18 protein-coding genes are annotated in these 11,931 nt (G+C 50.3%); 10 read left to right on the top strand and 8 right to left on the bottom strand.

Annotated features, from left to right (window positions below; translation table 11 throughout):
* Positions 1–80: 80 nt before the first annotated feature.
* The 5 genes from B5E65_RS01850 to B5E65_RS01830 form a co-directional block, all read right to left on the bottom strand.
* The gene (locus B5E65_RS01850) at positions 81–1,082 is read right to left on the bottom strand and encodes a DUF2804 domain-containing protein (protein ID WP_087170081.1); all 1,002 of its coding nucleotides are present in this window, start codon (positions 1,080–1,082) and stop codon (positions 81–83) included.
* A 64-nt stretch (positions 1,083–1,146) separates the two neighbouring features.
* Positions 1,147–1,353, bottom strand: coding sequence for a DUF6199 family natural product biosynthesis protein (locus tag B5E65_RS01845; protein ID WP_087170080.1), 207 nt, complete (start codon positions 1,351–1,353; stop codon positions 1,147–1,149).
* A gap of 232 nt (positions 1,354–1,585) precedes the next feature.
* Positions 1,586–1,774, bottom strand: a complete 189-nt coding sequence (locus B5E65_RS01840) for a ferredoxin (RefSeq protein ID WP_087170079.1) — start codon at positions 1,772–1,774, stop codon at positions 1,586–1,588.
* Between the two features lie 17 nt (positions 1,775–1,791).
* The gene (locus B5E65_RS01835) at positions 1,792–2,124 is read right to left on the bottom strand and encodes a cupin domain-containing protein (protein WP_087170078.1); all 333 of its coding nucleotides are present in this window, start codon (positions 2,122–2,124) and stop codon (positions 1,792–1,794) included.
* Positions 2,125–2,218: 94 nt separating this feature from the next.
* Positions 2,219–2,908 carry an ATP-binding protein gene (locus B5E65_RS01830; RefSeq protein ID WP_087170077.1) on the bottom strand — a complete coding sequence of 230 codons (690 nt, stop codon included), beginning with the start codon at positions 2,906–2,908 and terminating at the stop codon, positions 2,219–2,221.
* A gap of 99 nt (positions 2,909–3,007) precedes the next feature.
* Here B5E65_RS01830 and B5E65_RS01825 point away from each other — a divergent pair, with 99 nt between their 5' ends.
* Positions 3,008–3,706 (top strand): Crp/Fnr family transcriptional regulator, encoded by a 699-nt coding sequence (locus B5E65_RS01825; RefSeq protein WP_087170076.1) that lies wholly within the window; start codon positions 3,008–3,010, stop codon positions 3,704–3,706.
* A gap of 34 nt (positions 3,707–3,740) precedes the next feature.
* Positions 3,741–4,112, top strand: coding sequence for a hypothetical protein (locus B5E65_RS01820; protein ID WP_087170075.1), 372 nt, complete (start codon positions 3,741–3,743; stop codon positions 4,110–4,112).
* Positions 4,113–4,184: 72 nt separating this feature from the next.
* Here the strand turns inward: B5E65_RS01820 and B5E65_RS01815 are convergent, their stop codons facing one another.
* From B5E65_RS01815 to B5E65_RS01805, 3 genes are all read right to left on the bottom strand, one after another.
* Entirely contained in the window at positions 4,185–4,592 is a 408-nt protein-coding gene (locus tag B5E65_RS01815) for an iron chaperone (protein WP_087170074.1), read from the bottom strand.
* 19 nt (positions 4,593–4,611) lie between these two features.
* Positions 4,612–4,899 carry a DUF1905 domain-containing protein gene (locus tag B5E65_RS01810; protein ID WP_087170073.1) on the bottom strand — a complete coding sequence of 96 codons (288 nt, stop codon included), beginning with the start codon at positions 4,897–4,899 and terminating at the stop codon, positions 4,612–4,614.
* A 135-nt stretch (positions 4,900–5,034) separates the two neighbouring features.
* Positions 5,035–5,529: an SLOG family protein gene (locus B5E65_RS01805; RefSeq protein WP_087170072.1), complete on the bottom strand. Its 495-nt coding sequence runs from the start codon at positions 5,527–5,529 to the stop codon at positions 5,035–5,037.
* Between the two features lie 104 nt (positions 5,530–5,633).
* Between B5E65_RS01805 and B5E65_RS15960 the strand changes: the two genes are divergently transcribed.
* The 8 genes from B5E65_RS15960 to B5E65_RS16835 all read left to right on the top strand — a co-directional run bounded on the left by B5E65_RS15960 (position 5,634) and on the right by B5E65_RS16835 (position 11,653).
* A complete protein-coding gene (locus B5E65_RS15960) occupies positions 5,634–5,831 on the top strand; it encodes a ribbon-helix-helix protein, CopG family (RefSeq protein WP_158098484.1) in 198 nt (65 codons plus the stop codon).
* A gap of 143 nt (positions 5,832–5,974) precedes the next feature.
* A complete protein-coding gene (locus B5E65_RS01800) occupies positions 5,975–6,664 on the top strand; it encodes a TIGR00266 family protein (RefSeq protein WP_087170071.1) in 690 nt (229 codons plus the stop codon).
* A gap of 170 nt (positions 6,665–6,834) precedes the next feature.
* Positions 6,835–7,440 (top strand): DUF1349 domain-containing protein, encoded by a 606-nt coding sequence (locus B5E65_RS01795; RefSeq protein WP_087170070.1) that lies wholly within the window; start codon positions 6,835–6,837, stop codon positions 7,438–7,440.
* A gap of 20 nt (positions 7,441–7,460) precedes the next feature.
* A complete protein-coding gene (locus B5E65_RS01790) occupies positions 7,461–8,177 on the top strand; it encodes an SDR family oxidoreductase (protein ID WP_087170069.1) in 717 nt (238 codons plus the stop codon).
* Positions 8,174–8,872, top strand: a complete 699-nt coding sequence (locus B5E65_RS16475) for a flavodoxin family protein (RefSeq protein ID WP_275532853.1) — start codon at positions 8,174–8,176, stop codon at positions 8,870–8,872. The genes B5E65_RS01790 and B5E65_RS16475 overlap by 4 nt, the downstream gene beginning before the upstream one ends.
* A 347-nt stretch (positions 8,873–9,219) precedes the next feature.
* On the top strand, positions 9,220–9,663 hold the full coding sequence (locus B5E65_RS01780; protein WP_087170068.1) for a MarR family winged helix-turn-helix transcriptional regulator: 444 nt from the start codon (positions 9,220–9,222) through the stop codon (positions 9,661–9,663).
* Between the two features lie 17 nt (positions 9,664–9,680).
* Positions 9,681–11,576, top strand: a complete 1,896-nt coding sequence (locus B5E65_RS01775) for an MATE family efflux transporter (protein ID WP_087170067.1) — start codon at positions 9,681–9,683, stop codon at positions 11,574–11,576.
* Positions 11,510–11,653, top strand: a complete 144-nt coding sequence (locus B5E65_RS16835) for a hypothetical protein (protein ID WP_481810348.1) — start codon at positions 11,510–11,512, stop codon at positions 11,651–11,653. Before B5E65_RS01775 ends, B5E65_RS16835 begins: the two co-directional genes overlap by 67 nt.
* The last annotated feature ends 278 nt before the right edge of the window (positions 11,654–11,931 follow it).

Raw genomic sequence — 11,931 nt, 5'->3', positions numbered from 1 at the left:
TATACTCTTACCTGCATTTACGCTTCATCCGGCCAGCATTATGGTACTGCACTGTATTGTGTCAGGAATGGCCCACACAATTACCAGTTGTTCACCGCATGTTCAGCAAAGGCGGGCAGATTCTTGATCTGCAGCACGGTTCCGTCATCCAGCACTGCCTGGCCGGAGAAGCCGCCGAACATCTGGTGGCAGCAGTTATCAATAAACAACACTTTGGTGCGGGTAGTGCGGTCGTAAAGGGGGTCCAGGGTCAAGTCCAGCCGTCCCTCTTCATCATACAGATGCCAGGGCTGGTTATAGTCCGCTTGCCGTTCAAACCGTACCCGACCAATTTTGCAGTAACCGCCATCATAGAACAGCATATTTTCGGTGGCTTGACTGGTGTTGCCGAAACCGGTTCCCAGATTGAAACCGAATATCTTCCCATTCACCATGCCTGTACCGTTGGACCAGTACCACTCATTGTGGAAGGGCCACACGCCTCTCCCCCAGTCCAGCAAACCGAAAGCATCTTCACCAAAACAGTATTCCTTACCCTTGTATACCGCACGACCGCGGGCCGTCATGCAGTTGATCTTGTGGTTATAATAAAATGCGGTTTTGTACTCGTCAAAGGGGATGTTGATGACCAGCGAATACGGATTCTTCCGTTCCAGCGTGATATCGGCTTCAAATTCCGGCGCAGAGAAGGTCAGCCGCCGGCGATTTCCCTCGACCAAGAAGCGCAGATGCACCCCACCTTTGTCATACCGAACGTCGCTGTCCATCTCTGCATTTTCCGGCAAGTGCAGGCTGCCAAAGGGGAATGCAAGCAGCTTATTAATATCGGCGATCATTTCCCCCTTTTTGAAGTCAAACAGCATAATCCCGACCTGCCCCGCATAGGATGCGTGACCATAGGTGAACTGCAGGCACTTTTCCCCGTCAGACACCTGGTAGAAGTCCCATTCCTTGATTCGGTAAAAAGGCGCTTTGATATCACGGCGGCGGTAGGTCAGCACCGACTTTTCGGAATAGCCGGGAGTGATAACACCCTGTTTATCCAATACCGGACCGGGAGTTGTGATACGATGTTCCTGCATACGTGATTCCTCCTTTTTCCTGTATCAACGATCATGGATTCTTCAAGAGTTGCGTATCGGCATCTCAGAAATTCTGTATAATGCTGGCTATCAGAACAATGATGCCGGCTCCAATAAAGAAAATTCCGCCAAGTCGCATCAAAGTCAAGTACAAATCTGTTGGTTCGCCATTTTTCACCGTAAAAATATGCTCAATTTTCCAGATAATTTCCGGTTTCAACAGCATTGCGAATCCAAGCAAAACGAGAACAACAATCCATATATAATCCACTGTTGTTACCTCCCTGCCAATTCAAATATGCAGCCTGATCTTTATAAAGAAAGTATATCACACGACAATCGGCAATTCCACATTCGCTATACTCTGACAGTGCAATTGAACAAGCGAAGCAGACCCACTCCGAACGGCTTTGCCAAACTGTGCAACATTAAAAGGGAGCGCTGCAACTATTGCAGCGCTCCCTTGTTTGCCCTTATTTTGAATTCGCCTGAGAGGGAAAGACTTACTCTTCCCAGCGGATTGCCGACACAGGGCATGTGTTGATAGCTTCCTGTACGTCGCTTTGGTGTATCTCATCCGCCGCCTGATAGGCCTCGGCTTTTCCTTCATCGTTCATACGGAATACCGCATCGCACAGGCCGCAGCACAAACCGCAGCCGATGCAGGTATCCGGATCTACCATTGCTTTCATCTTTCTGTCTCCTTTCCTCAGAACACAACTACCAGCAGCATTTTGAATGCTTCTTCGCCATACACCGCGTGGGGGTGCCCAGCGGGCATCACGATTGATTCGCCTTCCCGCAGCAGATACTCCACACCGTCGATGGTGATTTTGCCCACACCATCCAGACAGGTCACAAAGGCGTCGCCGCCGGATGCGTGGGTGCTGATTTCCTCACCCTTGGCAAAGGAAAACAGCGTAATGCTCAGCGCGTTATTCTGGGCCAGCGTTTTGCTGACTACCTGGCCCTCCTGGTATGCGATCTGCTCCTTCAAAACCAGGACCTCCGCCTGGCTGATATTCTTCATTTTTGCGGACATTGCCGGTACCTCCTTGTCCCTTATTCAGTTTATACAGACTGCCGGGTTTTATTCGCCGGTTTTCGGCTAGTATCTTCTTCCACCTGCGCGTTGCTTAGTCCAGTATTTTGCCATCCACCGAGATGGTTACCACCTGCCAAGGGATGAACTTTCCGCTTGCCTGCAGCGCTTTCTTGGCAGCAAGTTCCAGCCCTCCGCAGCAGGGAACCTCCATCCGCACAATCGTCAGGCTCTGGATGTTGTTATTGCGGAGAATCTCGGTCAGCTTTTCGCTGTAGTCCACGCTGTCCAGCTTGGGGCAGCCGATCAGGGTAACTTTACCGCGCATAAATTCCTGATGCAGGTTGGCATAAGCATACGCCGTGCAGTCGGCGGCAATAAGCAGTTTAGCGCCGTCAAAACAGGGCGCATTTACCGGAATCAGCTTGATCTGGCAGGGCCACTGACCAAGCTGCGACGGAAGCGGCGCAGCGGCGGCCGCCGCCGGTGCCTGCCGGTTGAACTGCTGCATCTGACGCCCGGGACAGCCAGAGTGCGTTGCCTGTTTCTTCATCTGGTTTTCCCGAACCGCCTGTTCATCGTAAGCGGCTGCTTCCCGCTCTACAAAGCGGATGGCACCGGTAGGGCAGGTGGGCAGGCAGTCGCCCAGGCCGTCGCAGTAGTCATCCCGAAGCAGCTTGGCTTTCCCGTTCACCATCCCGATAGCGCCCTCATGGCAGGCAGCGGCGCAGGCGCCGCACCCGTTGCACTTTTCTTCGTTAATCTCAATAATCTTGCGGATCATGTTATGTTCTCCTTTATTGCAGGTATACTTGACGTTCTGTAAGCAGTTTACTATAATAGCCAAAAGATTTCTGTTGGAATTCCAACACGGGAGATTTTTATGGAAAAATATCAGTCTGTTTTGTCTCAATGTCCCCTATTTCATGGCATTCATACGGATGAAATACAGTCGATGCTGGGATGCCTTGATGCTAAAGTATTGCCGATCTCCAAAGGAGAGCCTGTCTTTCTGGAGGGCTCACCGGCCCAACTGGTAGGCGTAGTTCTGTCCGGTGGCGTGCAGGTGGTTCAGGATGACTACTACGGAAATCGCAGCGTACTTTCTATCCTGCAGCCCGGCGATTCGTTTGGAGAAGCATTTTCCTGTGCCGGGCTGGAAAAACTGCCCGTGAGTGTGTATGCGGTCAAGGATGGTGAGGTGCTTCTCCTGGATTGCCGCCGCATTCTGACCCTTTGCTCACACACTTGCCGTTTTCACAGTCTGCTGATTCAGAACCTGCTGCAGGGGCTTGCTCAGAAGAACCTGTCCTTTACCCAGAAGGTTCGCTATATGTCGCAAAAGACCACAAAGGACAAGCTGATGACCTATCTTCTGGATCAGGCAAAGCAACAGGAAAGTTCCGAGTTTGTAATCCCCTGTGACCGGCAAACTCTTGCAGACTATCTGGGGGTAGAGCGTTCCGCTATGTCAGCAGAACTTGGAAAGCTGAAACGGGCGGGCTGGCTGGAAACCAAAGGTTCCTGGTTTCGCCTGCATCCTTTTGGCCTGGGCGCAGAGCAGGGCAAAGACTTGATATAGCTCTCTCCTGTGCAACGATTGGAGGATAACCAAAATGAATACTCACCACAAGGCTGCCATTCTGGGCTGCCTGGCTGTTGCAACTGGCACGATTGTATGGAAACGACGGACCTTTCAGATGCCTTTCAAAGAGTTTACCCGATACGCCCTTTATATGGCTGTTATGGACGATGAAATCTGCCGGAACGAACTGGAAGGGAATGACCTCGGTGGCGTGCGAATCGAATTTCCCGACAAGATGGACTCTCTTCAGATGCGGTATCACCTCTTTCTGCAGATGAACCAAAAGAAAAGCCGCCAGCAAATCCTGGATGAAATCGCTGCCATGGAACAGCGGCTGCAGGATTCAAGACAATACATCGGACAGCCTTCGGTCAATTTGTCGGCTTCTATCTCTCAAAAATGAAGCATCCGTCAAAAATGGGGCGCTGCACTTTTGCCTGTGCAGCGCCCTATTTTCTTGCATAATGATTCCACTTTAATCCCCGTACTGATTCCGGCACCAGACTGCCATTTCTCCGATCAGATCAAGCGGCAGCGGCTTGGTATAGGGTAATTGGATGGCCCCTTTACTGGTCTTGTAGTCTTGCAGCCGTTCAGCAAAGGCGCTCACAGCCTCTGCACCGGGATACAGGCCGAGATGTTTTTTGAAAGCAGCGAACTGGATCAGGTTTCTTTTTTTCCAATAGGCGGGCATACTCCAGGATATCTTTTGTACCGCATCCGGAATCGCGTTGTGAATCGCTTCGTCAACCTGGCGAAGGTAGTTCTGCGCCTCTTCCGGCTGCCGCGCAATGTATTCCGCAATGCTCTGTGGAGCGGCACCGCAGTAATGCTCCTGGTTGGTGTTTTTGAATGCACGTCCGCATTTGGGGCACGTCCACATTATTTCCATCTCCTTTTCCTTACGCCTCTGGGGCTTTTACGGTTACCCGCACCGTATCACCAGGCTGCTTGCCGATCTTTTCCCGGATATCCTTACGGATGCCAATGATATAGCAAATAGAGCCATCTTCGTTTTTTACGCCCATATTTACAATGCTCCCGGAATATGGCTCTCCGTCAAACGTGATTTCCGCCTTTACCCGGCCTTTGCCAAACTCTGTACAGATGTCATACGGAAAGCGAATATAGGCGCCGCCCTTTTCAGGAACAGGGTAAATAACGGAGTCGAACTCATATCGTTTCTCCACGGATAATGGCACCTTCTTTCGTCAGAATACAATTTCTATGACATATATAACGCAAACTGACTTTTCGCAGACTATCGAAATTTTTGCAAAGTCATTAAGACAGATACTCTTCAAAGCCTTGCACACCAGGTCTTTTTATTTTGGCAGTCTCTCCAATCCTGCTATGTTCCACACCTGCAGCCCTTGCTTTTGTGCATACCGCAAGGTATACGCTGTGCCGCCGGTGGAACGGGTACAGTAGCCAATACAGTAGGCAGATCCATCCACCAGATGCCGGTCCCGTGCCAGAAATGCCTCTCGGCTGGGTGTCCGGCAGCAGATCACCACCTTGTCGACACGGTTCTCCACGGCTGCTGCACGGGCCTGCTGTGCAGGTGTCCAGCGGCTTTGGTACCCTTGAAATGGCTGCACCAGAATCACCCGGATCTGCGGATAGATTTTCCGCAAATCCAGAAGCTTTTCTGCCACCAGCGTGTCGAATCCTATTGCACCGCCCACGCCGAAATAGCGCACGTCTCTTTCCAACAGCGGATAAAGCCGGGTACATACTCGTTGCCATATTTCCTCCTGCTGATGAATTGAAAGATTTTGATGGCCTGTAAAGCAGCAAGTATATGGTCGCGTATCCACAACTTTCTCCTTTCATCACACTATGTAATACTATTTTGTAATATATAAATAATACACCATTGTGCACAATAATGACTACAAGAAAATATCGTCGGAGGTGCAACATGGCGCAAGAGGATAAGTTTATCGTTCCGCACCGCAAACCAGCTGTAGGAAAATCCACGGTGGTTTCGGTGCGGCTGCCGGATACCATGCTCGCCAAACTGGAAAATGTGGCCGCACAGACAGGCCGCACCCGCAATGAACTGGTGCAGATGTGCATTGATTATGCCCTCGCCCGGCTGGAAATCCCTGAAGAATGATAAGAGCAGTCTCCTGCGTGTGGAGGCTGCTTTTCTTTATCCAATAAGCACCTTAATTTTCATATTTTTGTCATTCTTTGCAAGGCTAAAACGTAACTAATATAGTGATAGCTCCCCTAGAGAAAGAAAAGGAGAAATGAAGGATGCAATACCAAATCGAGGGCGATACCCTTCCTGTGGTAATCTGCCAACTGTCTGCAGGCGAAACCATGATCACCGAGCGGGGCAGCATGAGCTGGATGACCCCGAACATGCGGATGGAGACCACCAGCGGTGGAGGTCTGGGCAAGATGTTTGGCCGTCTGCTGGCGGGCGAGGCTCTGTTCCAGAACCGCTACACGGCACAGGGCGGTCCCGGCATGATTGCCTTTGCCTCCAGCTTCCCCGGCAGTATCCGTGCCTTTGAAATCGGGCCTGGCCGCGAACTGGTAGTCCAGAAGAGCAGCTTCCTGGCAGCGGAAGCAGGCGTAGAACTTTCCGTCTTCTTCCAGAAGAAGATGGGCGCCGGTTTCTTCGGCGGTGAGGGTTTTATCATGCAGAAACTCTCCGGTCAGGGCACTGCCTTCACCGAGTTTGATGGTCACGTGGTGGAGTACGAACTGGCTGCCGGCCAGTCGCTGGTAGTGGATACCGGCTATATCGCCGCTATGGATGCCACCTGCTCGGTGGATATCGTGAGCGTCCCTGGAATCAAGAACGCTTTCTTTGGCGGTGAAGGCCTGTTTAACACTGTGGTTACCGGGCCGGGCCGCGTCTGGCTGCAGACTATGCCGATCAGCAACGTGGCTGCTGTACTGCGTCCTTTCTTCCCGTCCAATAGCAGCAACGACTGAAGTGAAAAATGCCGTTTCCTCCGGGAAACGGCATTTTCTGGTTTTATCAGCTATTATTTGCATCAGGCCCCACGTTCTGCCTGTTGTTGCGTCAGTGGATGGCTGAGTGCATGCTTGTACAGCTTTTCCCCTGGTGGTACAATACTGCTAAGAAAAGGGAGGAAATCTCTATGAAATTCGATACAGAAAAGCTGGTTTTTACCAGACCGCCGGAGCAATACAGCATTTCGCAAGAGAAAATTGAGATCACAACACAGCCACATACCGATTTGTGGCAGCGTACCTATTACCATTTCCGCAACGATAACGCTCCCCTTCTGCAAATGGAAACGGACGAGCCTTATTTCAGCTTTGTTGTCAAAACTGATTTTGCCGATGCGGGGCATCGATTTGATCAGTGCGGCATCGTCCTGTATCTGGACAGTGAAAACTGGCTGAAAGCATCCGTCGAGTATGAAAACGGAGCCTTTCAGCATCTGGGAAGTGTCGTGACCAATGAGGGCTACTCCGACTGGGCAACCACCGCTATCGATGGTCAGATTCGCACCATGTGGTACCGGCTCAGCCGCCGGGAGGATGACTACAGAATTGAATGTTCTCCGGATGGAGTTACCTTCAGCCAGATGCGCATCTGCCATCTTCGCAAAGGCGGCGGTACCATTCGGTTTGGTTTGTATGCCTGCTCTCCGGAAGAGTCCTCTTTCACAGCGGTATTCTCCCACATGCAGATCACGGAGTGTCAGTGGCAGGCTCATGACGGGCAGCAGCCGGACTAACCGCACAAGGAGGAAACGCCATGTTTACGGATAAAGTTGCCGTTGTGACCGGCGGCGCCAAGGGAATTGGCAAAACCATCGTGGAGGAATTCCGCAAGGCCGGGGCTTCGGTATGTGTCATTGAGCTGCTGCCGAATGACTATTTTACGGGCAATATTGCGGACCAGACCGTACTGGAGACCTTTGCCCGCAAGGTCATTGCAGATTATGGTCATGTAGATTACCTGGTCAACAATGCCCTGCCCCTGATGAAGGGAATCAATACATGCAGCTGGGATGAGTTCAACTATGCACTGCAAGTCGGTGTAACCGCGCCTTTTTATCTGACCAAGCTGTTTATGCCTTACTTTGCGCCCGGTGCAGCTGTGGTGAATATCTCTTCTTCCCGGGATCGGATGAGCCAGCCCCAGACCGAAAGCTACACCGCTGCCAAGGGCGGCATTGCGGCACTGACCCATGCTTTGGCGGTCAGCCTTGCCGGCAAAGTGCGGGTAAACAGCATTTCGCCGGGCTGGATTGAAGCCAACGGTGAGGTCTGGACCGGGCCGGATGCTTCTCAGCAGCCGGCAGGCCGGGTGGGCAATCCGCTGGATATTGCCAATATGGTGCTGTTTCTCTGCTCCGACAAGGCAGGGTTCATCACCGGCGAAAACATCTGCATCGACGGCGGCATGACCCGGCAGATGATCTACCATAACGATTTTGGCTGGACGCTTCAGGGAGGCGACGAACATTGAAAACGGCAATCTGCTATCTCTCCTGCCATCACGGAAATACCCGGAAGGTCGTGGAAGCCATGGCCAAAGCGGGCAGTGTCGATCTTATCGATCTGCGCACCCAGTCTAACATACGACTAGACGGGTACGACTGTGTGGGTTTTGCGTCCGGCATCTATATGTCCGACATGCATAAAACGGTAGTGGAATTTGCCCGCCAGCATCTGCCCGCCGGCAAACCGGTGTTCTTTGTTTACACCTATGGCGGTGCAAAGGGTCGCGGTACCAAAACTCTGCGACAGGTTGCTGAGGAAAAGGAATGCCCGGTGTTGGGGGAATTCAGCTGCAAGGGGTATGACACCTTTGGCCCGTTCAAGCTGGTAGGCGGCCTTGCCAAAGGGCATCCCAACGCCAAGGATCTGGAAAAGGCACAACAGTTTTATTGTTCGCTGTTTCCGCAGCCTGAACCGGAAAAGCCCTGCACAAACTGGAAGTTCGAAACCTCCGGACCAACCGGGCTTTGCCGGCTGTTTGGCGTAGATATCTATCAATACCGCTGGCAAAGATGCAACGAAACAGCCACTGTGATCGACCCGCATTACCATGTGGAAAAGGTGTTCCCCGTCTATAAAGTAGAGATAGACGGTGTAATGCACCGTTTTGCTGCCGGAGAGTTTTCCAACGGAGTGTCCGGGTTTTATCTGCCGGAAGAATGACAATATTTTCATGTGGTTTGTCTTCCTTTTTAAGCGCTTCTATTGCCAAGCCTGTAAACCCTTTTGCATATCGGCTTCATGGGCTTGACTTATCATCATCCGCTGTACAATATCTGCCTATAAAATTAAGGTTTATTTTGAGGGTTCGCTTCCTGATGATACGGGGAACGGACCTTCTTTAGTTTTATTGGCTTTTCTGAATTTTTGCCATGCTGCATCCTATCCGAAAAGATAGTTGACAACACAATTCCACGCGGCTATAATCCCATTTGGGATTATAGCCGCACTTCAAAGGCCCGCTATTTTCCTGCAAAGATCTTTTCAAATTCGTGAAAGAGGGATTCCGCATGCCAGATACATCATTGGAACTGCTTGGAGATATAAACCGTGCCGTAATCAAATTTCGCGGCGTCTATTCTGCATGGTCAAAGCGCCATGGCATCAGCTACAACGAAATGCTGGTTTTGTACACAATCCGTGATGATGGTTTTTGCACTCAGAAAGGTATCTGCGATTGTTATTTGCTACCCCGGCAAACAATCAACAATGTCATTACCGACATGCGCAAGCGCGGATTGCTTGTTGTAAGTCCTGAGTATTGCCGCGGTCGTGAGAAAGCATTTGTGTTGACGGAAACAGGCACAGCCTACGCTGCCCCATTTCTGGATTCCCTGAACAAAATTGAAACTCAGGCTGTTGCATTGATTGGTGAAGAAAATATCCGTGGAATGGCACAGGCCGCTGCTGCTTTTAGCGATGCGCTTGAACAAGCCATGAAAGAAAACGCTTGAAAGGATTCATAAAAGTAATGACAGATTCTCAATTTTTCGGACAGGAAAAAATTCTGAAAATACTGTTGAAGATTGCACCTCCCGTCATGCTGGCACAACTCATCCAGGCGCTCTATAATATCGTAGACAGTCTGTTTGTCGGAAGATATTCCGATTCCGGTCTTACGGCACTGTCTATTGTATACCCGATTCAGCTGCTTATGATTGCTCTGGCGGTTGGTACCGGCGTTGGTATTAATACCGCTATGGCAGCACGCTTCGGTGTAGGACAAAAGAATAAAGCCGATGAATTTGCCGGTGTGGGTACCCCATTGGCTGTATTGCTGTGGGCAATCTTTGCACTCATGTGCTGGTGCATCATGCCTGCATATGCCGGAATGTCTACATCCTCTCCGGAAATTATCACCGACGTGGTTACCTATGGGAGAATTATTGGAATATTCAGTTTCGGCTTGTTTTTGGAAAGTATTTGGACAAAAATACTGCAAGCCAATGGTGATATGAAAACACCTATGGCCGCGCAGATTCTTGGTGCAGTCACCAATATCATTCTGGATCCTCTTCTGATTTTTGGCCTTTGGGGCTTCCCGGAGCTGGGAATTGCAGGCGCCGCTATTGCAACTGTTATCGGTCAGATCGTAGCTGCATTGGCTGTCATGCGAAAAGCACTGCGCAAATCGCCATCGTTGTCCGTGTATCACAGACGAATTGCCGAAATTTTCCGATTGGGAATCCCGAATATTCTGATGCAGGCTGCCTATACCTTTTACATTTTTGGCTTGAATCTTATTCTTTCTACATTCTCCGATCAAGCAGTAACTACTCTTGGCCTCTACTACAAATGGCAGACCTTTTTCTTCATTCCGCTCGGTTCCATGCAGACCTGTATCGTACCGGTAATCAGCTTTAACTATGCCGCACGGAAAATACGTCGCTGTAAGCAGACCCTGGTCACATCGGTTGTATTCGGGATGGCACTCATGGCACTGGGAACGCTCTGTTTTGAGACTATTCCCGGTCCTATGCTCCACGTGTTTACCTCTGATCCTCGTGTGGTGGAAATTGGCAGTGTGGGATTCCGATTTATCGGCATCAGCTTCATTCCTCTGGTCACCTCGCTGATCTTCCCGGTGTTTTTTCAGGCTGTCGGTCAAAGTCTAAAAAGTTCTCTGCTGACAGTTGTACGTACGGTAGTTTTGTTTGTTCCTTTAGGATTTGTCTTTTCCCGTCTGGGCCTTACCTGGTTTTGGCTCACCTTTCCTGTCACAGAACTGCTCACTACCCTGCTGGGGTTCGAATTTTACCGGCAATTTCTCTCGCATCCCTATGTCAGTCAAGCTCCTCTGCTGGACAAAAATCAGTCTGCCGCAATTATTCGTCCATCCAAGCCTGGTGTTATTGTTACGATCGCCCGTCAGCACGGTTCTTCCGGCAAGGAAATCGGCAGGCTTGTGGCGGAGCAGCTAGATCTCCCTTTCTACTACAAAGAAATGACGGCTTTGGCCGCACAAGAAAGCGGACTGGATAAAGAATTCGTGTCTGGCATCAATAAAAATGCCCCAAAAGTTCTGTATAATCTGTATCTCAGCACCAAAGCCGTTCGGCTGGCAGTGATGGCACAGCACAGAATTATTGAAAAGATTGCCGATAACGGAAGCTGCATCATTGTAGGACGTGCTGCCGATTATGTTCTGCAAGACCGGAAAAATGTTGTACGGATTTTTATACAAACTCCACAGGAGTATCGTATTCGGAGAGTTATGGAAGTATACGGCGATACCAGGGAAGAAGCCGAAGAGAGAATATCTACCGTTCCGATAAAGCCCGTGCCGCATATTATCACCATATATCCGGACGTCGCTGGGGCGATGCCCGAAATTATGATCTTGTGCTGGACTCTTCCTGCGGTGTAGAAAGCGCTGCTGAACAGATAACCGGTTTTCTTGCCTCTTTTGCTGATGCCTCGCCACAAAAGGCACAATACAACTAAGTATCAAAGGTGGTGCATACTTATTCAAGGGCACATATTCCGTAGTTCTTCAGATGAAACGGACAGATTCCTGCTTGACAAATCCATTCGAACCTGTTACACTTCCACTGGTTTATCGGAGGACTTATAATCGCATGATATTGACATCTCCACGTTGTGTGACTTAAACTATCTACGTCTTTGTTATTCCTCATTTCAAAGACAACCTCCCTGTTTTTTGAATGTGGTTGGCAAACCCACATCCTATTTTACAGGGAGGTCCTCTTTTTTCTATGGCT

Origin of the sequence: Gemmiger sp. An120 (assembly GCF_002160955.1) — a bacterium.
GTDB classification, from domain to species: domain Bacteria; phylum Bacillota; class Clostridia; order Oscillospirales; family Ruminococcaceae; genus Gemmiger_A; species Gemmiger_A avium.
Note: the sequence above shows the minus strand (reverse complement) of the source record. Positions and strands in the feature narration are given on the sequence as shown.

What these genes read in the sequence shown, in the direction of transcription:
- B5E65_RS01830 (WP_087170077.1), bottom strand. Translation starts at nt 2,908, where the DNA reads ATGATCCGCAAGATTATTGAGATTAACGAAGAAAAGTGCAACGGGTGC.
- B5E65_RS01840 (WP_087170079.1), bottom strand. Translation starts at nt 1,774, where the DNA reads ATGAAAGCAATGGTAGATCCGGATACCTGCATCGGCTGCGGTTTGTGC.
- B5E65_RS01820 (WP_087170075.1), top strand. Translation starts at nt 3,741, where the DNA reads ATGAATACTCACCACAAGGCTGCCATTCTGGGCTGCCTGGCTGTTGCA.
- B5E65_RS01835 (WP_087170078.1), bottom strand. Translation starts at nt 2,124, where the DNA reads ATGTCCGCAAAAATGAAGAATATCAGCCAGGCGGAGGTCCTGGTTTTG.
- B5E65_RS01775 (WP_087170067.1), top strand. Translation starts at nt 9,681, where the DNA reads ATGACAGATTCTCAATTTTTCGGACAGGAAAAAATTCTGAAAATACTG.
- B5E65_RS01780 (WP_087170068.1), top strand. Translation starts at nt 9,220, where the DNA reads ATGCCAGATACATCATTGGAACTGCTTGGAGATATAAACCGTGCCGTA.
- B5E65_RS01795 (WP_087170070.1), top strand. Translation starts at nt 6,835, where the DNA reads ATGAAATTCGATACAGAAAAGCTGGTTTTTACCAGACCGCCGGAGCAA.
- B5E65_RS01825 (WP_087170076.1), top strand. Translation starts at nt 3,008, where the DNA reads ATGGAAAAATATCAGTCTGTTTTGTCTCAATGTCCCCTATTTCATGGC.
- B5E65_RS01815 (WP_087170074.1), bottom strand. Translation starts at nt 4,592, where the DNA reads ATGTGGACGTGCCCCAAATGCGGACGTGCATTCAAAAACACCAACCAG.
- B5E65_RS01790 (WP_087170069.1), top strand. Translation starts at nt 7,461, where the DNA reads ATGTTTACGGATAAAGTTGCCGTTGTGACCGGCGGCGCCAAGGGAATT.
- B5E65_RS15960 (WP_158098484.1), top strand. Translation starts at nt 5,634, where the DNA reads ATGGCGCAAGAGGATAAGTTTATCGTTCCGCACCGCAAACCAGCTGTA.
- B5E65_RS01800 (WP_087170071.1), top strand. Translation starts at nt 5,975, where the DNA reads ATGCAATACCAAATCGAGGGCGATACCCTTCCTGTGGTAATCTGCCAA.
- B5E65_RS01850 (WP_087170081.1), bottom strand. Translation starts at nt 1,082, where the DNA reads ATGCAGGAACATCGTATCACAACTCCCGGTCCGGTATTGGATAAACAG.